The organism is Wohlfahrtiimonas populi (genome assembly GCF_002006795.1).
GTDB lineage: Bacteria > Pseudomonadota > Gammaproteobacteria > Cardiobacteriales > Wohlfahrtiimonadaceae > Wohlfahrtiimonas > Wohlfahrtiimonas populi.
Map to the genome: position 1 here is coordinate 85487 of NZ_MVDN01000008.1, position 21358 is coordinate 106844.

The window sequence follows — 21358 nt, forward strand, 5'->3', positions numbered from 1 at the left end:
GATTTTATGTATAAGGCTTTAATATTATTAATGTTATCAATAGCAATTACAGCTTGTTCATCAACACCTTCATGGAAAAAGAAAGGTGCAAATAGCGAGGATGCTGAGAGTGCATTGGCAATGTGTCATTATCAAATTAACTTGGCAAAAATTGATGGTGTAATAGAGGATGAAATGGTGAAAAACTGTATGGTAGGTCAAGGGTATAGATTTAAATAGATGATCTGTTTAATTGATAACTATGATTCTTTTACTTACAACATTGTATCGTATTGTCATCAATTGGGGCACCCATTAACACTCTATAAAAACGATCAAATTGCATTGGATGAATTTGCAGAGTTACCTGTGAAATCTGTGATTTTATCTCCAGGACCAGGAACCCCCGATGATTCAGGAATTACATTAGACATCATTCGTGAATATGCAGGAAAATTACCTATTTTAGGAATTTGCTTAGGGCATGAATGTATTGGGCAAGTTTATGGCGCAAAGATCATTCATGCTAAAAAAGTTATGCATGGCAAAGTATCTATGGTGCACCATGATGGAGAGGGTGTTTTTATGGGGGTGCCAAATCCTATTAAAGTGGCTCGTTATCACTCTTTAATCATTGATCCTGTAACTTTATCTGATGAGTTTGTAATTTCTGCATGGTGTGAAAATAGTGATGGTATGCGAGAAATCATGGGCATTCGCCATAAAACTTTGGCGATAGAAAGCGTGCAATTCCATCCAGAGTCTATCTTGACGGAATATGGGCACTTAATCTTTGCGAATTTCTTGAATCGTTAAACGACTTTCATATCTTCAATTGGCATACGCAATTTAGGGATTTGATAAGTATCTTGATCCACTAAATCTACACCACAGCGCAATTGTGCAACCCAACTAATAAAATCTTGAATCACTTGTTTATCTAACATTGGTGAACCATGTTGTGGCAGAATCATATCAATATCTAGTTCACGAATCATGTGCGCCCACAAACGGCATGCTTTATTAGAAATCATATAGCGTTGATGGAAGCCTTCCATATAGGGAATATAATCCTTAAAGGTTTTAATGGGTGTTGCCACTTGCTTAGGATCCACCAATGAAACACCTAGATCACCACTGAAAAGAATCTTGCTGATAGGATCATATAACTGAAAATTGCCTTCGCTGTGTAGATAGTGTGCGGGAATGAAGCCATATTCCGCACCTTCAATTGTCATCCAAATGCCTTTGTCATGTAAGGGAATGATGCGATCTGTGGTTTTACCTTCAGGACAGAAGTGTGGTACAAAGCGCGTCCATAGTTCGGAAATGATGAGCTTTGTATCAGAAAAACTGAGCCAGCGAGATAAGGACGCCACGATATCAGGGTCTTGGTGTGATGCAAAAATAGCTGAGAGTTTTTTAGGGGAAAAGTAATGGCTGATGGCCATATATAATTTGTTATAAGTCATTGCACCACCAGGATCGAGTAAAATGCCTGAATCACCATGGACAATTAGGAATTGATTCGATTGAACAGCTTCGATGTGGTCATCTTCTTCCACTAAGTCACAAAACATGATGACTTTGTGAAAGCCATCATCAAATAATACTTCACCTGTTCCACTCATTTTTGAATCTCCTATCTATATTATTTAAATCTAATAATTATTCGTTATAGATAATGATTATAAATTAAAAAAATGTTTAAGTAAAAGAGGCTCAAATCAATCTATAGATGTTTTGCCTTGCATTAAGTGAATACTTCTTTTAGTATTTCTTTCAATAAATTTTGAATCATGGCTAATGGCAATAATGGTTGTGCCATTGACTTGTGATTTTTTAAGCCATTGCTCTAAGATTAATAGCCAATCATCATCTAAATCTCGGCTTGGTTCATCGAGCAATAATACAGGCAAATCTAAAACAGCCAACGATGCTAAAGTTACCATGCGTTTTTCGGCAGAATTTAAATCCAAAGGATGATCATCTTGGCGATGTGTCAGATTAAATTCTTGAAGAATGACTGCAACTTTTGTATCAATCTCTGAAGTAGGATACTTCTGTATTTTCAATCCATAGGCAATTTCGGCTTTCACAGTATTATGGAAGAATTGTCGCTCAGGCTCTTGGAACAATAAACCTACTAATTTGGCGCGTTCGCCTGCATGAAGCTTAGTGATATCTTGATCATGAATAATGATCGAGCCTTGTTTTGGTTTAAGTAATCCACAGATTAATTTCAATAATGTGGATTTACCCGCGCCATTATCACCAATTAATGCAATGGCTTCGCCTTTAGTTATGTTTAAATGAATATCATGTAAACATTCGGTATCGCTTTTTGGCCAAGCAAAATGAATGTGATTCAACTGCAACATAAATGATCCTCACTTTGGCAGTGTTAAAAGATGTTCACAAAATGGCATGAATTCACTTTTTCGCTTTTCTAAAATGATGACATTTATGGGTTGCTCTGAATTCAACGCTTTTAATCGTTCAAGGATTTTGGTTTGATAAGCTAAAGTCATTCGGCTAAAGGATTCATCTAAAATTAACAGTTCAGGTTGCATCATTAAAGCAGCACCGATCATCAAGCGCTGCATTTCTCCACCTGACAAAGTGCTAGGATCACGTTTTCGTAAATGAGTTAAATCCATCAATACTAAAATTTTTTCCAATTGTTCAAGGATAATAGTGCTGTCCATTGCTAAGTTTTCAGGGCCAAAGGTTAATTCTTCTTCCACTGTAAATGCACAGCCTGATAATTGCCACTGTGGTGCTTGTTGTACATATTGAATTTTGGATGATAGTTCAATAACAGATCGCCCTAAAATCTCTTCATCATTTAAAGTGATATTACCTTGAACGTTACCTAACAATAATGTTGGCACCCAGCCAGCAATGATGGCAGCAATCGTGCTTTTTCCACTACCATTGCCACCTTCAATGCAAAGCCATTCATTATCATACAATGTGATATCTTCAATGAAAAATGTAGATTGCTCTAACGGCGTGAATTGTAGATCATGAATGATTAACGCCATAATAAAACTCCAATCACTTCGATGATTAATAGCAAAATTGCACGATAACGGAAATATTTTTGTGCGCTTGTATCCTTTGGCGCCCAAAGATTCGTGCGTTTGGTTTGATATCTAAAACCTTTCGATTCCAATGTGGCGATTTTGATGGAAAGATTGGCAAATGTGCTATTAATTAAAGGAAAAATAATGGCTAGCATTGCTTTAGCACGTTGAAATAGATTGCCATCCAAACGAACGCCACGCGCTAATTGTGCTTCTTGAATGTATTTAATTTGATTGGATAACTGTTGCATTAGCAATAATGGGCTTGCCAATAAATAGGATAAGCCAATCGGCAAACGAGAAGCAAAGAGCGATTGAATCATTGTAATGGTTGGTACATATTGCATCCAAATTTGCGCTGCTGTGAAAATTGCTAATAATCGCCACCAAATCGTCATTGCATGTTGTAAGGCAATGGGAGAGGATTCACCACCCAACCATGAATGCAATAATCCACCATGTACTAAATAAATACCTAAAGCCATTGGAATCATCAAATAAAGAACATAGCGAAAACGATGGCGCGAAGCTGGCCAAGCAACCAAGCACAATAAAGCGCTGATTGCTAAAGCCATTAATGGAACGCCAAGCGGTAACAATAAGGCTTGTACTGCAATTATTGCCCATATTGTTAGCGCTGTGAAAGGATGTAATTTCTTCATTTATGTTGTGGGAATTGTTGCTTGGTACGTTTTGGTAAATGCTTCACTAATTGCCATGCGATTAAACCAGTGATGATTTTATCGGCTAAGTTTGCCAATATGATGGTTGAAGCCACGGATTGCCATAATTTTTCGCCTGTTGCATGAATATAAGCCACGATGAAATCTGCGCCACTGCCTGTTACGCCCGCAAATAAATATGTGCGAATTGGTGTTGCCACCAATGTTAAGCAAATCGTGATGATCACACCGCTGATCACAACTTTATACCAAGTGTTGAACATGCCAGCGCGAGCCAAGAAGCCTGCGGATAAACCAATCACAATCGCAACTGGTGCGAATGCTGCGGCAACAGGAGAAGAGATTAATCCCCAAATTAAATTAGTCAATAAACCTGTCAATGCAGCAATCCAAGGTCCACCCAAAAGTGCTGCGATGAATGTACCGATGGAATCTAAGAAGATTGGGAGTTTAATCATGGAAGCCACTTGCCCAAGCACCATGTTAATGGCGATACAAGTAGAAATTAATACAAGCATATGTGTGGTTAAAAATTTACGATCAATAGCCATGTTGTTTCCTTTAAATATAAAATTAAATTGATTTGATAACGAGTTCTTCGTAGCCTGAGAGCTCACAATGTTCTCGGCTATATTGGCAATTCTCTAAAATGCCGATAACAATTTCTAAAGTCGTGCGCACTATGCAACCTTTCATCACATGGCCACCGAGCATTGCACCATTTTCATCAGATACTGATAAATGAATGTGCTCACCTGTTGTTTCGATTGTGCCGATTAGGGAAACGATCTCAAAGCAACCTTGCTGAATCGTTGCATCAGGTTTGCCCGCATAGCGCAATCCAAATTGGGATAAACTACCGACAGATGAAGCAATGAAGCCTGCTTTGATATTATGCGTTGTGGCTAAAATTCTGATTTCATGGAGTAGATCATCGCCAGGTTTTAAGCGAATTGTGCAAAACCTTGCAGGATGAAATGAGAGAGAAAGATTAGGATTCATGAAAATTACCTTGGTAAAAAGCGGACACGACAAAAAGCCATTCACACAGAATGGCAATAACATCATGTTTATATTGAAATAAATTCATCTTTAGCACTTTTTTGGAATGATAGAAGTTGTGCTAAAGGCGATAACAAGCAGCAGCGTTAAGTCTTTAACACATCCGAGCGTGACACTAAACTAGTGCCTAAAGCTGTCATTCACTGCTTGCGAAAGATCATTATGAGAATATCCAAAAGATATTGGGAAAGATCTAGCTATTATAGTGCTTAATCTTTAAATAAAACAGATTCCATATGAGTGAATCTGCCTTCTGCGATTCGATAAGCATCAATTTGTGGCACTAAACGTTGGAAATGCTCGGATGTAATATGAGCATCCAATGCATCATAATCTTGCCATTCTTCTAAGAAAATAAAGTGCCCAGGATTTTTAAGATCATGGCAAAGCTCATAGTTAATGCAACCTGTTTCTTTTCGAGTTGCTTCTACGAGCTCTTGATATAAAGGTAAAACGATCTCAATTTTTGTGGGATCAATAAAATCTTCAGCGATAAGTTTTAAAGTAGGTATTTGGATGGATGGCTTATTCATTTTGATTGTCCTGTTTGGTGAGTTTGTGTTTGCCATTCGTTCATTAGCTGATGATATACCTTGATAAGGCTTGTTTCTTCTAAGTCATTTCGGATATAGAAGTAAGAACCAAATACAATTTTGGCTAAGTAAGCTCTTATTTTTCCACGTAAAGTAAGAGCTTTAATATAGGCTCGTTCATTATGCTGGCGGATGACTATATATCCCCCATGTAGAGTTCTACGTTTAATTTGTATTGATTTAATATTGTGCCATAGAATTACTTTATTAGTTTGAACTAGGCTTTCGTTTTGTATGCCTTGGGGAATAATTTTCAAAGCAATTTTATCAGTTTGAAAATAGGCTTTGATGAATTGAACAGAGAAGAGCATTAGGATGAAAATTGTCATCGTAATAATAGTTAATATATTCTCAATATCTTCAAGTTCAGCTAAATAATAAATAAGCACAGTAATAATTGTGACAATCGTAGGGTACAAGCCGAATGATGCTAAAGGTAGTTTAGTAGTTTTATAGTTGAAGGTGGTAAATGAGGACGACTCTTGTGATAATAATCCCTTATTTTGCCAGTTTTCCCAATAATAATTGACTTCATCGAAAACTTCTTTTGGAGAATGTAATTTAACATGATCAATAGAAATAAGGATAGATGATAACTCAGGATCTTTGGCTCGGATATCGATAAAATATGTATAATGAACCGATTCTTGGTTTTTGAAAAAAAATTACTTCTGGTTTTTCAATGAAATAAAGATAGTGAATATTTTCCCATGAAATAGCTCGGTTTGGGGGAAGAATAAGAGCTTTATCTGTAATTTTACNATAATAATTGACTTCATCGAAAACTTCTTTTGGAGAATGTAATTTAACATGATCAATAGAAATAAGGATAGATGATAACTCAGGATCTTTGGCTCGGATATCGATAAAATATGTATAATGAACCGATTCTTGGTTTTTGAAAAAAAATTACTTCTGGTTTTTCAATGAAATAAAGATAGTGAATATTTTCCCATGAAATAGCTCGGTTTGGGGGAAGAATAAGAGCTTTATCTGTAATTTTACAAGCAAATTTCTTTTGAGTATACGCAGTATCTGAGGCAGATAACACAATAAGAATGGGGAGTAGGCTAAAAACACTACTCATATACATGATAGCACCTTGCTCGATATCTATTTGCTGCACAAATTTAAGAAGATTTATAACGAGGTATATAGAAACCCACACCAGTAAAATGGAAAATATTTTATAGGGTATTTTTTTTAGGTTATAAGCAAAGATTTTTTCTGGCATGGACATTGGTTCTTATAGTATGTGATTATTATGGAGAATAGTAATTCTTTTATTTGAGAGAACTTTTAAGAAAATTCCTCGTAGAGTTGGATTGTCTGACCAGTATGCTTTTGCCATTCCTCGGTTAAAACTCGATAGGTATTGATAAAGCTCGCTTCTTTTAGATCGCTGCGAACACAAAAATAGGTTAGACCTATTTTTTTATACACCCATGCAGCTATTTTTCTACGAACTGAAATGGGATCAAGATAGATATTATTATCATAGAGATTAATGGTAATATGGCCGCCAAAAACTGTACGCTTGATAGTTATTGATTGAATATCTTCCCAAAAGATCGTTTTATTAACAGCAATTAGCCCTTCATTTTGTATGCCTTGTTCAGAGACATAAAGCGCAATGCTATCCATCCTTGTGAGGAGATAAGAGGCATGGCTTAAAAGTCCCATACATAATAAAATGAGAATAATTGTTGCTGTAGCTAGGTTAAGGTTATCTCCTAAAGTAGAGAAATAACTCATTACCATAATGATAAATAACGCTAAGAAAACATAAAAGCCTTCGGTGCCTTTTTTCACAGTGTTATAGCGAACAACATAAGGTAGATTGATATTCGTCGGAGGAATTTTGTTATGTAGTATACGTTGCCAATGATAATTCACTTCATCAAACACTTCATTAGGCTGATAATGCTCAATTTTATCCAACGACACTCTTATGACAGATTGAGTATGATTATTCACATAAATATCCATGAAATGATAATACAAAATCTCTTTGCCATGTTTAGTCACAATGATTTCAGATTCGGTAATATAGTGGATATTAATAATATTATCCCATGTTAAGAAGGCATTAGTAGGTAGTTGCATACCACGATTAGTGACGCGACAAGCAAAAGTATAGCGATGATTCGTGTGTGATTTTGGTAAAGAAATTAGTAGTAGTGACATTACACCGAAGAAAGCTGTGAATATTAAAATATCATTTAGTGATAAATCCAGTCGCATCACATGATTAATCAATAATAAAAATAGCGGTATGCCTAATGTNTATCCATGAAATGATAATACAAAATCTCTTTGCCATGTTTAGTCACAATGATTTCAGATTCGGTAATATAGTGGATATTAATAATATTATCCCATGTTAAGAAGGCATTAGTAGGTAGTTGCATACCACGATTAGTGACGCGACAAGCAAAAGTATAGCGATGATTCGTGTGTGATTTTGGTAAAGAAATTAGTAGTAGTGACATTACACCGAAGAAAGCTGTGAATATTAAAATATCATTTAGTGATAAATCCAGTCGCATCACATGATTAATCAATAATAAAAATAGCGGTATGCCTAATGTAATTAGGAATGCAATTCCCAATCTTGCTGCCCATGATAATTTTCGGTAATAAAATGTTTTATCTAGCATTTTTATAATCTTTTTTAATAATTAATTCTCATGCAATGCATCATAAATCACTTTGGCTAAAGCTTCACTGATTCCGGGAACTTTGGCGATGGCTTCGATGTCTGCTTTTTTCAAAGCTTCCAATCCACCAAAATGGCTGAGTAAAGTTGCTCTGCGTTGTGGACCAACGCCTTTAATGTCTTCGAGTAATGATCGACGGCGCAATTTATCACGCTGTGAACGATGCCCTTCGATGGCAAATCTGTGCGCTTCATCGCGAATTTGTGTGATTAGATGAAACGCGGCGCTTGTGCTTTCAATCGGAATGGGAATATCATCACCAGCTTTCCATAAGGTTTCTAAGCCAACTTTTCTGCCTTCGCCTTTGGCAACGCCAATCAATAAGACCGAATGAATATTAAGCTCATCCATTACTTCAATCCCAACATTTAATTGATTTTTTCCGCCATCAATCAATAAAATATCAGGCAAAGGATTATCTTCAATATTACTGAAACGGCGTGTTAATGCCTGGCGCATTGCAGCATAATCATCACCGCCTGTAATACCTTCAATGTTGAATCGGCGATAGAATTTCTTTGTAAATCCTTCATGCATATAAACCACATCAGAAGCCACAGTTTTTTCACCAAAGCTATGGGAAATATCGAAGCACTCAATACGTTTAATGATATCGAGATCCAATACTTTCGCTAAACTATGCAAACGATGCGTGATATTGCTCGAGCTTGCGAGCTTAATCTCGATCGCTTGCTCTGCATTTTTAGCTGTAAGTTCGAGCCAACGAGCACGTTGGCCTTTCACATTATTTTGTAATACAACTTTGCGCTCAGCTAAATCCGTTAAGCTACTTTCTAGCCAAACTTGATCTTCTAATTGCAGTGGAATATTGAGGATAATATTGCGCGGTGGCTTTCTGGCAATATCATAATATTGCTCGATGAAGCTTCGCATCACTTCGTCTGCTTCTGTATCATCTGGGACTTTCGGGAAATACGCGCGTGCACCTAAAACTCTACCATCACGAATCGTTAAAACTTGTAGCACATGAATGTCTGATTCACGCACGTAAGCGATGAGATCAATGGAAGCATTGCCTTGTTCAATATCGTTTTTGGATTGAATGAATTGCAAAGCTTTCACTTGATCGCGAATAATCGCCGCTTTTTCAAAGGCTAAAGCATCCACATATTCTTGCATTTTGCTGACTAATTCAGAGATTAATCCTTGTGAGTTGCCTTCTAAAAACATCACAGCATTGTGCACATCTTTTTGATATTGCTCGGCTGAAATTTTCTCAACGCAAGGCGCACTGCAACGTTTGATTTGGTATTGCAGGCAAGGGCGCGTGCGATGCTTAAATACTGAATCCTCACATTGGCGAACTAAGAAGATTTTTTTCATTAAATCTAATGTTTCTCGCACAACGGAAGAGGAAGGATAAGGTCCAAAATATTGGCCTTTTAATTTTTTGCTGCCACGATAATAAGCTAAGCGTGGATATTTACCTGTGGAAAGATAAATATAAGGATAGCTTTTATCATCAATCAAGCTCACGTTATAACGTGGGCGATGTTTTTTGATGAGATTGCTCTCTAATCGTAAAGCATCGTTTTCGCTATTGGTAATTGTGACTTCAATAGAATGAATGTTTGCAACGAGCGCCATGGTTTTCGTGGATAAACCAGACGCACGAAAATAGCTCGTTAAACGATTTTTAAGATTTTTAGCTTTACCCACATAAATGATGACATCTTTGTCATCACGCATGATGTAGATGCCAGGTTTAGTGGGTGTTGTTTTAAGAAACTCCGCAGAATTAAAAGCCATATTATTTTAATAATTAGCATCATCCCAGCAGGGATGATGCATAGTTAATGGTTGGAGCTATGAATTACAAAACTTCTTGTAACCAAATTTCTAATAGGGCAGAGTGCCACAATTTAGAACCTTGAATGCGTGTGAAGTTATCAGGTGATTCAGGGTGATTCAACAAACGATCAACATATTTGGGATTGAATATACCGCGTGATTTCGCTTTCTCGCTTGTTAATGCTGAATGCATCATGTCATAGAATTCACCACGAACATATTTCAATGCAGGCATTGGGAAATATGCTTTTGGACGATCAATGATGCTGTCAGGAATTTTGCCACGTGCGATCTCTTTCAAAATGCCTTTGCCACCGTGCATTAATTTATAATGCTCTGGCATGCTTGCAGCCAATTCCACTAATTCATGATCCAAGAATGGAACACGCGCTTCTAAGCCATGCGCCATTGTCATGTTATCCACACGTTTTACAGGATCATCGACGATCAATGCTGTGGTATCAAAGCGGAATACTTGATCCAAATAAGTTGAAGCATAAGGCTTCGTTAATTGATCACGCACATATTCGCCCACAATGTCATCCATTTGGAATTTCGGTGCAAATGTATCGCATAATTCAGGATAATCGCGGTCAAAATAGTATTGGCTGAAACGGAGTAAAGGATCACGCTCTTTGCTTTCTTGCATTTGTGGATACCAGAAATAACCACCAAAGACTTCATCCGCACCTTGTCCACTTTGTACTACGCGAACTTGCTTAGAAACTTGCTCAGATAATAAGTAGAAGCCAATTGCATCTTGCCCAAATAAAGGTTCCGCCATTTGTGAAACAGCTTCAGGTAAGCGCGTTAAAGCTTGACCATTTTCAATCAAATATTTGAAGTGATTGGTTTGGTAGCGCACAACGACTTGATCAGAGAATTCAAACTCTGAACCTTTTTCTTCAGGTTGATCTTCAAAGCCAATAGAGAAAGTCTGTAAATCCTTAATACCTTCTTCGTGTGCTAAAGCAACAATCAACGATGAATCTAATCCACCCGATAATAAAACGCCGACAGGAACATCCGCTGCCAATAAACGACGGCGAACTGCTGTACGCAATTTATCTTCAATTGCATCGCGCCAATCAGCATCTGTCCAATCGCTGTGCTTATTTTCAGCATCCAATGACCAATATTGAAATTCTTCAATTTTGCCTTGTAAATCTACCCATAAATAATGAGCAGGCTTCAATTTGTGAATGCCTTTAAAGATCGTATAAGGCGCAGGTACAACTGCATGCAATGTATACATATATTGCAAGGCAATTGGGTTGATGTCTGTATCTACTAATTTAGAAGCCAATAAGCTCTGAGTATTCGATGCGAATAGGAAATTCTTTTGATTATGTGAGAAATACAATGGCTTAATACCAATGCGATCACGCGCTACAAACATCTTTTGTTTCTTACGATCCCAAATAGCAAAGGCAAACATACCAATCAAGTGATTCAAGCATTTTTCACCCCATTCAGCATAGGATTTCAATAAGACTTCTGTATCACTTTCTGTATGGAATTTATGGCCTTTGTCTTTTAATACAGAACGCAGTTCACGATAGTTATAGATCGTACCGTTGAAAGCCATTGTGTTGCCAGTTTCTTCATCATGGAATGGTTGATCCGCACGCGAATCTACGTCAATGATACCCAAACGACGATGTGCAAAGCCAATCGGTCCTTCACAAAATACTTTTCCGCCATCGGGCCCACGTCTTTGAAGTGGCACACTCATTTTCTCCAAAAGCGATGCTTCTGGGCGAACGTCTGTAAAACTTAGTATCCCTGCAATTCCGCACATAATTTATTCCTCAGTTTAAAACGTAAAGCTTTCGCCACAACCACATTCGCCTTTAGCGTCAGGATTGCTAAATTTGAAGCTACGATTTAAACCTTCTTGCAGGTAGTCGAGTTTGACATTTTGCATGTAAGGTTCGTTAGCTTTATCCGTAACAATCGTTACAGGGCTTTCTGTTAGGATTAATTTGTCTGTTGTATCATCACACAATTCGATGAAATATTTATAACCAGAGCAACCTGATTTACGAATTGCGATGTTGATGTATTTTTCAGCAGATGCTGCTAATTGTGCATCGAGCTGTTTGAATGCGTTGTCTGTTACTGAAAACATAAGATTCTCCAAGTAAAACATGAATAACTAATTATAGGATAATTACATCAATCAATGGGGATCATTTTAGTACTTTTAAATAGGTGGGCTAAAAAGATGCTTTATGGGGGCAATAAAAAGATTGAATGGATCAGGTTATGGGCGAATATTATTGATAATATGCTAATGTAACAGCGCTTTTCGATTGATTAATATAGAAATAGTTATAAATGGGATTATTTAACATGAAAATTTATAGAGATATGAAGAGAATTTTGTGGCGTTATATGCTTTATATTTTCTGCTTCTCCATTCTATTTATTGTAATGTTGGAGTTAGTCGAATTACTAATGATCGATAAAAGTGGTGGTGGGTTAGGGTTTATCCTCGTCTTACTTTTAATTGGTGTTGGGATAATAGTTTTGTACAGCGTGTATTGTGTTATTCTTCACCTGTTTTGTATATATCAACCAACTATAGAGATTACAGAGACAGGTATTCGCTATCCTTATTTATTGCATGATAATCCTGAAATCAGTTGGGAAAATATTAAAAAATTTGAATATATTGAAGATAGTGATGGAGATTCTACAAGTTATTATATAGTCGTTCAGTTAGAAATTAGCATTGATATCGGTTCTTTCAGAAAAGTGCCAAATGCTAGCCTCATAGGTATAGTACAGAAAAAATATGATCATCCGATACTCATATTTTTTGAAGACATCATTAAAGATTATAGTCTTCCTGATCTAGCTGATCGTTTAAATGCTGAATGCAAGAGTTTAACCAGATCACCACAATTTATTAATAATGAACCTGTTTTATACAAAAAGAGTGAAAGATCAATTCGAGAAATATTTAAGAAGCTCATTGTGGGAAGCATTGCGTTTTTGATTGTGCCTTCGTTTTTTATGCTCAGGAATTGGAATGCAAATGCTAGATTATTTTTCATTATTTTTGGTGTTATCGTCGCATTTATGGTTCTCAAAATATTGTATGATCATTTTTTTGAATCATTTCAACCAAAGGTTGCACTTCGTTTTAATGAGCAGGGTATTTCCATCATCAATGATCAGGCATTTGCCATGCCAATTGCTTGGAAAGATGTTCAGCATGTAGAGCTCAGAACACAGAAACAGTCACCACTTTTGATCATTGAAGCAATAGATGCAGAAAGTAGGGAAGTTAAAAGTTTTGAGATCAAAAATGATTTAAAAGACACAAGTGTTTATGAAGTGATAAGTTCATTGAAGTATTATTGGTGGTGAACATGAAAATTCAAATTTCTATTTATAATGTTCTAATCACTCGTTTATTGCCTATCATTTTATTGAGTGGCTTTTTCGTATTGTTAATAGTCATGATGATTTCAGAGCCTAAAACACGTTATGAATGGACAGTTTGGGCATGTATTTTAGGCCTAGGTGCACTAATCATTGGATTATTCTGGTCCATGTTGGATGCTTTCATTAGATATAAAAAAGGTGTTTTAATTTTAACGGATGAAGGTTTCTACTGCCCTTATTTGTTAGCAGAAGATCAACTAATTCGTTGGCAAGATATTGCATTTATACAAACTGAAGTTCTGAATGCTCGTGGGATTGATGTGGTATTTGTAGTGATCGCTTTTGCCAATCATGTTCCATTAAAGCACCGCCGTTACATGATGGATAATAATGCGGGCTATTTTACAAAGAAATATTCGCTCACAACATTGGTATTTTCCACTCGAATTATGAGCGATTACATGTTGCAGGATATCTGTGATGTGATGAATTTTTATTATAAAAAAGCGATCGGAGAGTCATTTGAAATCACAACAGTACCAACGACAGAGCATTGGGAAATTTTACATAAACCTTTAGCGAAAGAACGTAAACGAACATTTGTTTATTATGCACAGTGTTTTAGTTTTCGAGATTATTTTTTATGCTTTAGTGTATTGTTAATTGTTGTGACTTCAGTTGTTCTTCTATTTTTGATTAGAGATAAATTTGCATTAGGCATTTCATTTAGCATATTGGCGAGTTTTATCATTTTTGGATTCTTAGCGCAAAACGACAGCATAGATAAATATTCTGCCAGAAGATTAAAACCTGTTGCAATAGATATGGATAAAGATTGGTTTTATCAAATTAATACAGATAGATTCTTTTTACCATTGCCATGGAAAAATCTGAAAAGTTTTGAGCTGAAAAGAATCCGAAAAGGGCGGTTTACAGTGCCTTATTTATTGGTTAAATATGTGGATTATAATCAAAAAATATATACAGCTAAGATTCATAGTGAGTTATTGGATACTTCTATCTATGAATTGCATGAAATAATGCAACAACATTATGAAAAGAAAACGCAGCATTTAAAAGATACAAAAATTTAAATTAATAATATGAAAATACAAACCTCAATTTATAACATCCTATTAACTCGTTTATTGCCTATCATTTTGATAGGTTGTTTTTTTGTACCAATATCAATATTGTTTTATGGAAAGTGGGATGATGTTGGAACAAAAGATTTATTAATGTTTTTGATATTGAGTATAGCTTTTGTCATCCCATGTTTATTAACATTATTCTCACTCTGTAAGAGAAATAAGGATGTTTTGGTTTTAACACAGGAAGGTTTTTATTGCCCTTATTTACTAGATGCAAAATTTTTTATTCATTGGCAAGATGTTAAATATGTAGATTTGGCTGAAATTACAAGTTCTGGTGGTAATGGTTTACGTGTTGTGACGCGGTATGTGGTTATAGGTATAGATCCATCTATTGAACTGAAGAAAAAGCGTACTGTGTGGGATGCTTGGAATAAATATTTTGATAAACATAGCTCTCATAAAAATCTTGTGCTTTCACGCAGAACCATGAGTAATCATGATTTATCAGACATTTATAGTTTATTGAGTTTATATAGAAACAAATATCTTCAAAAGCCTTTTAGTGTCAATACAAAACCTATTCGAGAACACCAACGAACCTACCATGAAAGATTGAATCATCGAAAGAACCCAGCATTTGTTTATTATAAAACGTATTTTAGTTGGATATATTATGGGGCGATTTATAGTGGTATTTTCGTTTTGTCGTGGTTGGTGATTAGCTTCTTTTTCTTTAGTTTAAGCATAATAAAGGCTCTAATGATTAGTGCTTTATTTAGTTTATTTCTCATGTGTTTTATAGAACAAAACAATGCTATTGGTAAGTTTGTTGCTAAAAAATTAAGGCCACTTGCAATTGCTTTTGATAAAGATGGAATTTATCAGCTGAATAATTCTCATTTTGAATACCCAATACTATGGAAAAATGTTGTTGCTGTTGAATTAACGAGAAAACAACGAGGCAGGTATTTAGTGCCATATTTGTTTGTCACGATAAAAGATCAGAATGAAAAGGTGCGTACAGCTAAAATCCGTAATGATTTGCATGATACTTCTGTATATGAATTATATGAAGTTATGACAAACTATTTAGAGGCAGGCTCTAATTCTCCATCATAATCCACCAATGAGCCTAACATCGGTAAATGAACATATGCCATAAATTGGTATTTGCCGTATTCTGAAATACTTTCACGAGCATTCGCTTTGGGGGCTAGAAACTTCGGTAAAGGGCAATGTAGGAAAGAGAAAGAATCAAAATCCCAGTGCAGTGCATTTGCTTCGACGCGTAATTTAAAATAAAACCGTAATAGCCCAATGCGTTCATACATTAATTTCTTATTGAGATCACAACCTAAATAAGATGTAAAAGTATTTTGCCCAAATTGTCTTACCCAAACTTCTTCATTGTCACGATAATGCACGCTGACATTAATTGGTGCTTGTGGTGCTATTTTCGGCAATGAATTTATTGTGCGAATGATATTGAGCAATAGCGAATTATTGCCACCAACTCGAGCTGAGCCTTGCCAAACACTATTAGGTGATTGATGAAATTCTTTGATGATTGGTGGTAAATGCTGATATTGATCTTTACCTAGTAATAAATACAGCATTTGATATTCATAGCTAGATTTATCAATATCATCGATGGCTTTGTCCAAAAATCTTGCAGTATGATCTGGCGTTGGCATGATGCAGGAATCATTTTTACCAAATAGGCGATAACGATTCAGGGCGATTTTCTTATAGAGATAATCACGGATAAATTTAGGAATGATCCAACAGATTGCTGCGCCTTTAAAAATCCAAGGCAAACGTGCCATAACACGAATGAAGGCAGTGGATTGAGTATATATTTGTGTACCCTCAATTAACGCCATAGCTTCGTAATGATCTAAAGGTAAATTGAAATGTGCGAGTAAAGCTTGTCCTTCAGGTGATTGCACAGTAACAAGTTTAAAATGATGCTTGTGATCATGCCGAATAATAAATTTTGCCCAACCTGCACATAAACGGCAAATTCCATCATAGAGAATCACTTTGTCATGAAGGCTGACATAAGGTGGTAATGAATTATTGTTATGCATATAATCACTTCATCTTAATCCGTAATAGTGCCTGATATTAACATGTTAACGGAGATTAAAATTAATATTATCCTGCTTTATTAAAGAATATATAATCCACTCAAATAAGAACTTTTAGAAATATTTAATTGAAGGAAAATCATGGGCATATTTAACTTTTTCAAGCGTAAAAATACAGATGTTGAAGACACAAATAAGGAAGATTTGATCACTTTTGTTGAGCAAGATGAAGAATCTTTAATGAAAGCATTTGAACATGCACAAGCAACATTTCCATATTTCTGGCGTGAATTATCATGGGAATATCGCAGAATCATTCCTGCATTGTCGATTGCGAGCGTTAAAGCTGCATTTTCTCAAGATGTGGAAGATGGCGAACCAATTGTGGAACACATGTGGATCAACGATATCTACTTTGATGGCGAAGCAATCATGGGCACTTTGATCAATGAGCCAAATGAGTTGACGAATGTAGAAGTGGGTGATCAAGTAAGCATTCGTGTGAGCGATGTGGAAGATTGGTTATTGAGTGATGGTGAAAAAGTTTGTGGTGGTTTTTCTATTCAAGCTATTCGTCAATTAATGGATGCTAAAGAGCGTAAAGAACATGATCAAGCTTGGGGTTTAGCATTCAATGAAGATTTCTCTGTATCATTGATGTTATTTGATGATGCTGAGCATGATATTCATCCAATGGATCAAAATATGGAAGAATCGTTGGGTGAATTTTTGGCAGAAAATCCTGCCGAATTGGCAAACATTGATGAAATGGGCAATACAATGCTCATTCGTGAAGCGATCGCAGGCAATTTAGTTTCTGTGAAAACTTTATTGGCAAAAGGTGCAGATGCATCTGTTAAAAATAATTTTGGCAAAACAGCAGAAGATTATGCTAAAGCTTATGGTTGGAATACATTGGCTGAGTTATTGAATAACAAGAGTGCAACAGTTCACTAGTTATAAAATGCTCTTCACATTTGATATGCGTGAAGAGCAATTGAATACTTTAGATGATCCAAAGATTATAAATTCTGAGTACGGAGCTTTTTCAAATCAAAGAAAGCTTCGTTCTTTTCATTCAATGGCGCAGCATGCAATGGTGGCATTTGTGCATGACCATATAAAATCTCGATGGTGATTTCATAAATGCCATTATCATCAGCTTGTTGATACATGTGATTCACCCAGGCTTGGTACCAGTTTTTAGTACGTAAGCCTTTCATCAATGGTGATTGTAATCGCCCGCCAGCAACACGAATATCTTTCAATAATGCTTTGAGATCATTGTATTGCAAAGTAATTTTCTCTAAATGCATAATCACATCTACGAAGCCTTGTGAATGCAAGTAATCACCTAAGCGCTTAATGGAAGGATATTCATTAAATTCTGGGCCATCCACCATCATACAATTTTCAAAACTGCCTTCAGCAATTGTGCTTAGGAATATTTTGCCATTGGGATTCAAATGATTTTTCATCGTTTGAATTGTAGTTTCAATATTGGCAGAATTCTGTAGGTATAGATTGCTGATGATGAGATCTACATTGGCTTTATCATCGCCCTCATGTAATTCTTCATAACTTGTATTTGGGTAAGCTTCCTGAAATACAGCCATCAATTGTTGATCTTCTTTGCCCATTTCTAAAACGCTTTTTGGGGCAAAATTAGGATTCTCTTGCAGATAAGTTACGAGTCTTTCTGCGATTTCATGGTGTAAAAAAGCATGATCTTTAAATAAATCAGGATTTTTATGCAATAAAGCTCGGTGATTGAATGCCGACATAAGCTATAATACCCACTTTCTTTTGTGACAATAAAGAGATCATTATGACACAAACCATCGCTGTTTATCCTGGAACATTTGATCCCATCACGAATGGGCACATCGATATTGCAAGAAGAGCTGCGCGCATCTTTGATAAGGTGATTGTGGCAGTTGCGAGTGAAACATCGCCATCCAAACGCCCATTGTTTACAGTGGAAGAGCGCATTGCAATGGCTCAAGAGATTTTTCAAAATGATGCAAATATTGAAGTGCAAGGTTTCAGAACATTGTTGGTTCATTATATGAAAGAAACAAATGCAAATGTGATCATTCGTGGATTGCGTGCAGTTTCAGACTTTGAATATGAATTCCAAATGGCGAGCTTAAATCGTAACTTGCGTCCAGAAGTGGAAACACTTTTTTTAACACCTTCAGAAAAATATTCATTCATTTCTTCATCCATGATTAAAGAAGCATTCCGTTTACACGGCGATGTGAGTAATTTTATTCATCCGATTGTTGAAGTAGGGTTACATAGTAAGTTACGTGGATAAGCAGTTTACCAATTGTAATGATGCAACATTCATTACCGCATTAACCGATAAAGCCCAAGAATTGGGCTTTACACATGTTAGTAGTCAATCGCCCGATCCATTGGATGTGAAAGCAGGCTATGAAGCTTGGTTAGCGAAAGGTTATCATGGCACGATGGATTACATGGAAAAGCATGGTGATTTGCGCTTTGAGCCTGGGCGCTTGATGGATAATACACAAAGTATTTTGACGTTCCGATTGCCTTATTATCATAATAATGACGAAGCCATGATTACGCTTAAGCAGGATCAACAAGCTTATATTGCGCGTTATGCTTTGGGGCGTGATTATCATAATGTGATCCGTAAGCGCTTAACAAAGTTGGGTGAATGGATTCGTGAGCATTTTCCTGATACGGAATTTCGTGCATTTACTGATAGTGCGCCGATTTTAGAGCGTGAATTAGCAGAGCGATCAGGTTTAGGATTCAGCGGTAAAAATACATTGATCATCGATCGAGAAAAAGGTTCTTATTTCTTTTTGGGTGAATTATTCATTACATTGCCAATTGTTATCCCCAGTGAACCTGTGGATAAACACTGTGGCCGCTGTACTAAATGTATTCAAAAATGCCCAACAGGGGCAATTGTTTCACCGCATGTTGTGGATGCACGCCGTTGTATTTCCTATTTAACGATCGAACATTATGGTGAAATTGATGAAGAAATTCGCCCATTAATGGGTAATCGAATCTTTGGTTGTGATGATTGTCAGCTATTTTGCCCATGGAACCGTTTTGCAAATCATGAAGTTTTAGAAGATTTCATGCCAAGGCATTCACTTAATAATATTAGCTTATTGGATTTGTTGAAGTGGAATGAAGCTATGTTCCTAAAGAAAACAGAAGGCATGCCGATTCGCCGAATTGGTCATGCAAGATTTATTCGAAATATTACTGTTGCGCTTGGTAATGCGAGCTATAGCGAAGAGATTGTCACTGCTTTAATTGCATTAGAAACTGAAGAAGAGTTTCTGAAAAATCATATTCAATGGGCGATCGATCAGCAGAATTATAAAAGAAATTTATTAAATTAATTCACTTTTAAATATAAAAGCATAATATATCCATCTTGAAAATATAAAAATATTATGAATATTCAGAGATTGAGAGATTTATGCGTTTAGAAAAAGGTTTTACATTAATAGAGCTGATGATTGTTGTGGCGATCATTGGTATTTTATCTATGATGGCATTGCCAGCTTATCAAGATTATACAAGAAGAACATATGTGGCAGAGGGGCTAGCGCTATCTTCTACATTGAGAAATGCAGCTGTTGAATATTATTCTACAACAGGTAAGTGGCCTGATAGCAATGGCATGGCTGGATTATCTGCTGCACCAACTTATACAGGGCAAGCAGTCATTGGTATCGGTATAGGACATGGCCCATCGGGTGTGCCTGCAGATACTACAAGAACAGGAGTAGGTCTCAATAGAAAAGTTTCTAATATTAAAATTTTCTATACAAATAAAGTAACAGGCGTATTAGGAGATGGCTTAAAAGTTGGTAGTGGGCAAGATGCAAATGATCCTTATGTTTCACCGATAGAACATAAAAATTCTTTGACCTTAGCTCCAGTAACTGACAGTGAAGGAAATGTATCTGGTAGTTTTCAATGGGTTTGTATAAATCCTCAACCAGATGGGCATTTAAAGGTAAAATGGCTACCAGCAAATTGTAGAAGTGAAACATATATTAATGATCCACATCAGCCAAAACCATAGAATTCTTACAATAAAAACTCTGCATTTGCAGAGTTTTTTATTACTGATTTAAGCCATTTCAGGATAAAGTGTAATCATTGAAACACCAAGTTTCTCTAATTCATGAATAATGGATTTTTTTGCATCTTGGTTCACAATGATTTCAATGGGTGCTTTGCTGAGTTTATCTTGTGCTAAAAGGCTTGCTTCGTGTTGTTGGTCATTTACGAAAATGAATGTGCCACGTTCTGTACGTACTAAAATATCATTATCATGTCCCATTAGTGCACGGCTAATTTTCTGTTTTGGAATATGGTAAATAATAATTTCACCATTATTTGGGCTATTATCGACACAAGCAAAAAATAGGGCGANTAATCATTGAAACACCAAGTTTCTCTAATTCATGAATAATGGATTTTTTTGCATCTTGGTTCACAATGATTTCAATGGGTGCTTTGCTGAGTTTATCTTGTGCTAAAAGGCTTGCTTCGTGTTGTTGGTCATTTACGAAAATGAATGTGCCACGTTCTGTACGTACTAAAATATCATTATCATGTCCCATTAGTGCACGGCTAATTTTCTGTTTTGGAATATGGTAAATAATAATTTCACCATTATTTGGGCTATTATCGACACAAGCAAAAAATAGGGCGATTAATGGATTTCGCGAAACATCTAAGGCTGTTTGTTCACCACAATTTGCAACATCGTTAGGACTATTTAAACCCAAATAGAATAAATGATGACTAGGAGATAATTCAATTTGTTGAA

Annotated in this window: 25 protein-coding genes and 1 pseudogene; 9 read left to right on the forward strand and 17 right to left on the reverse strand. The window is 36.1% G+C overall.

What is annotated here, in order from left to right:
* The first annotated feature begins 6 nt into the window (after window positions 1-6).
* Together BZK16_RS09875 and BZK16_RS09880 are read left to right on the forward strand one after the other, a co-directional pair.
* On the forward strand, window positions 7-219 hold the full coding sequence (locus BZK16_RS09875) for a hypothetical protein (RefSeq protein WP_077928716.1): 213 nt from the start codon (window positions 7-9) through the stop codon (window positions 217-219).
* Window positions 220-795, forward strand: coding sequence for an anthranilate synthase component II (locus BZK16_RS09880; RefSeq protein ID WP_077928717.1), 576 nt, complete (start codon window positions 220-222; stop codon window positions 793-795).
* Here the strand turns inward: BZK16_RS09880 and BZK16_RS09885 are convergent.
* The 13 genes from BZK16_RS09885 to BZK16_RS09950 form a co-directional block, all read right to left on the reverse strand.
* Window positions 792-1610 (reverse strand): oxygen-binding di-iron domain-containing protein, encoded by an 819-nt coding sequence (locus tag BZK16_RS09885; RefSeq protein ID WP_077928718.1) that lies wholly within the window; start codon window positions 1608-1610, stop codon window positions 792-794. The genes BZK16_RS09880 and BZK16_RS09885 overlap by 4 nt on opposite strands.
* 96 nt (window positions 1611-1706) lie before the next feature.
* Window positions 1707-2360, reverse strand: a complete 654-nt coding sequence (locus BZK16_RS09890) for an ABC transporter ATP-binding protein (RefSeq protein WP_077928719.1) — start codon at window positions 2358-2360, stop codon at window positions 1707-1709.
* Between the two features lie 9 nt (window positions 2361-2369).
* Complete coding sequence (locus BZK16_RS09895; protein ID WP_077928720.1) at window positions 2370-3026, reverse strand: ABC transporter ATP-binding protein; 657 nt, start codon at window positions 3024-3026, stop codon at window positions 2370-2372.
* Complete coding sequence (locus tag BZK16_RS09900; protein ID WP_077928721.1) at window positions 3017-3730, reverse strand: energy-coupling factor transporter transmembrane component T; 714 nt, start codon at window positions 3728-3730, stop codon at window positions 3017-3019. The genes BZK16_RS09895 and BZK16_RS09900 overlap by 10 nt, the downstream gene beginning before the upstream one ends.
* Window positions 3727-4302, reverse strand: a complete 576-nt coding sequence (locus BZK16_RS09905) for an ECF transporter S component (protein WP_077928722.1) — start codon at window positions 4300-4302, stop codon at window positions 3727-3729. Before BZK16_RS09905 ends, BZK16_RS09900 begins: the two co-directional genes overlap by 4 nt.
* Before the next feature lie 22 nt (window positions 4303-4324).
* Window positions 4325-4753, reverse strand: coding sequence for a PPC domain-containing DNA-binding protein (locus BZK16_RS09910; RefSeq protein ID WP_077928723.1), 429 nt, complete (start codon window positions 4751-4753; stop codon window positions 4325-4327).
* Between the two features lie 269 nt (window positions 4754-5022).
* Complete coding sequence (locus BZK16_RS09915; protein ID WP_077928724.1) at window positions 5023-5346, reverse strand: putative quinol monooxygenase; 324 nt, start codon at window positions 5344-5346, stop codon at window positions 5023-5025.
* Window positions 5343-5825 (reverse strand): hypothetical protein, encoded by a 483-nt coding sequence (locus BZK16_RS09920; protein WP_143691164.1) that lies wholly within the window; start codon window positions 5823-5825, stop codon window positions 5343-5345. Before BZK16_RS09920 ends, BZK16_RS09915 begins: the two co-directional genes overlap by 4 nt.
* A gap of 422 nt (window positions 5826-6247) precedes the next feature.
* On the reverse strand, window positions 6248-6646 hold the full coding sequence (locus tag BZK16_RS09925) for a hypothetical protein (protein WP_143691165.1): 399 nt from the start codon (window positions 6644-6646) through the stop codon (window positions 6248-6250).
* 59 nt (window positions 6647-6705) lie between these two features.
* Entirely contained in the window at window positions 6706-7653 is a 948-nt protein-coding gene (locus tag BZK16_RS09930; RefSeq protein ID WP_143691166.1) for a hypothetical protein, read from the reverse strand.
* Between the two features lie 434 nt (window positions 7654-8087).
* Window positions 8088-9896: an excinuclease ABC subunit UvrC gene (uvrC, locus tag BZK16_RS09940; protein ID WP_077928729.1), complete on the reverse strand. Its 1809-nt coding sequence runs from the start codon at window positions 9894-9896 to the stop codon at window positions 8088-8090.
* Between the two features lie 64 nt (window positions 9897-9960).
* Window positions 9961-11739: an N-acetylglutaminylglutamine amidotransferase gene (locus tag BZK16_RS09945; protein WP_077928730.1), complete on the reverse strand. Its 1779-nt coding sequence runs from the start codon at window positions 11737-11739 to the stop codon at window positions 9961-9963.
* Window positions 11740-11754: 15 nt separating this feature from the next.
* Window positions 11755-12069: a HesB/IscA family protein gene (locus tag BZK16_RS09950; RefSeq protein ID WP_077928731.1), complete on the reverse strand. Its 315-nt coding sequence runs from the start codon at window positions 12067-12069 to the stop codon at window positions 11755-11757.
* Window positions 12070-12398: 329 nt separating this feature from the next.
* On the opposite strand from BZK16_RS09950, the gene BZK16_RS09955 reads away from it, so the two are divergent.
* From BZK16_RS09955 to BZK16_RS09965, 3 genes are read left to right on the forward strand one after another with little or no spacing between them, the layout of a single operon-like run.
* Window positions 12399-13316: a hypothetical protein gene (locus BZK16_RS09955; RefSeq protein ID WP_158076843.1), complete on the forward strand. Its 918-nt coding sequence runs from the start codon at window positions 12399-12401 to the stop codon at window positions 13314-13316.
* A 2-nt stretch (window positions 13317-13318) separates the two neighbouring features.
* Window positions 13319-14428, forward strand: a complete 1110-nt coding sequence (locus tag BZK16_RS09960) for a hypothetical protein (protein ID WP_077928733.1) — start codon at window positions 13319-13321, stop codon at window positions 14426-14428.
* A gap of 9 nt (window positions 14429-14437) precedes the next feature.
* On the forward strand, window positions 14438-15547 hold the full coding sequence (locus BZK16_RS09965) for a hypothetical protein (RefSeq protein WP_077928734.1): 1110 nt from the start codon (window positions 14438-14440) through the stop codon (window positions 15545-15547).
* Here BZK16_RS09965 and BZK16_RS14895 read toward each other — a convergent pair.
* The gene (locus BZK16_RS14895) at window positions 15514-16044 is read right to left on the reverse strand and encodes a DUF4166 domain-containing protein (protein WP_233145271.1); all 531 of its coding nucleotides are present in this window, start codon (window positions 16042-16044) and stop codon (window positions 15514-15516) included. The two genes, BZK16_RS09965 and BZK16_RS14895, sit on opposite strands and share 34 nt — an antisense overlap.
* Window positions 16045-16089: 45 nt before the next feature.
* Window positions 16090-16518 (reverse strand): annotated as a pseudogene (locus BZK16_RS14900) (thiol-disulfide oxidoreductase DCC family protein); the annotation flags it as partial.
* Window positions 16519-16659: 141 nt separating this feature from the next.
* On the opposite strand from BZK16_RS14900, the gene BZK16_RS09975 reads away from it, so the two are divergent.
* Window positions 16660-17475 carry a DUF2314 domain-containing protein gene (locus BZK16_RS09975; RefSeq protein WP_077928736.1) on the forward strand — a complete coding sequence of 272 codons (816 nt, stop codon included), beginning with the start codon at window positions 16660-16662 and terminating at the stop codon, window positions 17473-17475.
* A 65-nt stretch (window positions 17476-17540) separates the two neighbouring features.
* Here BZK16_RS09975 and BZK16_RS09980 read toward each other — a convergent pair whose 3' ends face one another.
* On the reverse strand, window positions 17541-18302 hold the full coding sequence (locus BZK16_RS09980; protein WP_077928737.1) for a methyltransferase domain-containing protein: 762 nt from the start codon (window positions 18300-18302) through the stop codon (window positions 17541-17543).
* Between the two features lie 44 nt (window positions 18303-18346).
* On the opposite strand from BZK16_RS09980, the gene coaD reads away from it, so the two are divergent.
* The 3 genes from coaD to BZK16_RS09995 all read left to right on the forward strand — a co-directional run bounded on the left by coaD (window position 18347) and on the right by BZK16_RS09995 (window position 20605).
* Window positions 18347-18838, forward strand: coding sequence for a pantetheine-phosphate adenylyltransferase (coaD, locus tag BZK16_RS09985; protein WP_077928738.1), 492 nt, complete (start codon window positions 18347-18349; stop codon window positions 18836-18838).
* Window positions 18831-19913, forward strand: coding sequence for a tRNA epoxyqueuosine(34) reductase QueG (gene queG / locus BZK16_RS09990; protein ID WP_077928739.1), 1083 nt, complete (start codon window positions 18831-18833; stop codon window positions 19911-19913). Before coaD ends, queG begins: the two co-directional genes overlap by 8 nt.
* 80 nt (window positions 19914-19993) lie before the next feature.
* A complete protein-coding gene (locus BZK16_RS09995; RefSeq protein ID WP_077928740.1) occupies window positions 19994-20605 on the forward strand; it encodes a pilin in 612 nt (203 codons plus the stop codon).
* 48 nt (window positions 20606-20653) lie between these two features.
* On the opposite strand, the gene BZK16_RS10000 is transcribed toward BZK16_RS09995, so the two are convergent.
* Window positions 20654-20866: a hypothetical protein gene (locus BZK16_RS10000; protein ID WP_077928741.1), complete on the reverse strand. Its 213-nt coding sequence runs from the start codon at window positions 20864-20866 to the stop codon at window positions 20654-20656.
* Window positions 20867-21358: the final 492 nt, after the last annotated feature.

What these genes read in the sequence shown, in the direction of transcription:
- BZK16_RS09875 (WP_077928716.1), top strand. Translation starts at nt 7, where the DNA reads ATGTATAAGGCTTTAATATTATTAATGTTATCAATAGCAATTACAGCT.
- BZK16_RS09880 (WP_077928717.1), top strand. Translation starts at nt 220, where the DNA reads ATGATCTGTTTAATTGATAACTATGATTCTTTTACTTACAACATTGTA.
- BZK16_RS09885 (WP_077928718.1), bottom strand. Translation starts at nt 1,610, where the DNA reads ATGAGTGGAACAGGTGAAGTATTATTTGATGATGGCTTTCACAAAGTC.
- BZK16_RS09890 (WP_077928719.1), bottom strand. Translation starts at nt 2,360, where the DNA reads ATGTTGCAGTTGAATCACATTCATTTTGCTTGGCCAAAAAGCGATACC.
- BZK16_RS09895 (WP_077928720.1), bottom strand. Translation starts at nt 3,026, where the DNA reads ATGGCGTTAATCATTCATGATCTACAATTCACGCCGTTAGAGCAATCT.
- BZK16_RS09900 (WP_077928721.1), bottom strand. Translation starts at nt 3,730, where the DNA reads ATGAAGAAATTACATCCTTTCACAGCGCTAACAATATGGGCAATAATT.
- BZK16_RS09905 (WP_077928722.1), bottom strand. Translation starts at nt 4,302, where the DNA reads ATGGCTATTGATCGTAAATTTTTAACCACACATATGCTTGTATTAATT.
- BZK16_RS09910 (WP_077928723.1), bottom strand. Translation starts at nt 4,753, where the DNA reads ATGAATCCTAATCTTTCTCTCTCATTTCATCCTGCAAGGTTTTGCACA.
- BZK16_RS09915 (WP_077928724.1), bottom strand. Translation starts at nt 5,346, where the DNA reads ATGAATAAGCCATCCATCCAAATACCTACTTTAAAACTTATCGCTGAA.
- BZK16_RS09925 (WP_143691165.1), bottom strand. Translation starts at nt 6,646, where the DNA reads ATGTCCATGCCAGAAAAAATCTTTGCTTATAACCTAAAAAAAATACCC.
- uvrC (WP_077928729.1), bottom strand. Translation starts at nt 9,896, where the DNA reads ATGGCTTTTAATTCTGCGGAGTTTCTTAAAACAACACCCACTAAACCT.
- BZK16_RS09945 (WP_077928730.1), bottom strand. Translation starts at nt 11,739, where the DNA reads ATGTGCGGAATTGCAGGGATACTAAGTTTTACAGACGTTCGCCCAGAA.
- BZK16_RS09950 (WP_077928731.1), bottom strand. Translation starts at nt 12,069, where the DNA reads ATGTTTTCAGTAACAGACAACGCATTCAAACAGCTCGATGCACAATTA.
- BZK16_RS09955 (WP_158076843.1), top strand. Translation starts at nt 12,399, where the DNA reads ATGATCGATAAAAGTGGTGGTGGGTTAGGGTTTATCCTCGTCTTACTT.
- BZK16_RS09960 (WP_077928733.1), top strand. Translation starts at nt 13,319, where the DNA reads ATGAAAATTCAAATTTCTATTTATAATGTTCTAATCACTCGTTTATTG.
- BZK16_RS09965 (WP_077928734.1), top strand. Translation starts at nt 14,438, where the DNA reads ATGAAAATACAAACCTCAATTTATAACATCCTATTAACTCGTTTATTG.
- BZK16_RS14895 (WP_233145271.1), bottom strand. Translation starts at nt 16,044, where the DNA reads ATGCTGTATTTATTACTAGGTAAAGATCAATATCAGCATTTACCACCA.
- BZK16_RS09975 (WP_077928736.1), top strand. Translation starts at nt 16,660, where the DNA reads ATGGGCATATTTAACTTTTTCAAGCGTAAAAATACAGATGTTGAAGAC.
- BZK16_RS09980 (WP_077928737.1), bottom strand. Translation starts at nt 18,302, where the DNA reads ATGTCGGCATTCAATCACCGAGCTTTATTGCATAAAAATCCTGATTTA.
- coaD (WP_077928738.1), top strand. Translation starts at nt 18,347, where the DNA reads ATGACACAAACCATCGCTGTTTATCCTGGAACATTTGATCCCATCACG.
- BZK16_RS09995 (WP_077928740.1), top strand. Translation starts at nt 19,994, where the DNA reads ATGCGTTTAGAAAAAGGTTTTACATTAATAGAGCTGATGATTGTTGTG.
- BZK16_RS10000 (WP_077928741.1), bottom strand. Translation starts at nt 20,866, where the DNA reads ATGGGACATGATAATGATATTTTAGTACGTACAGAACGTGGCACATTC.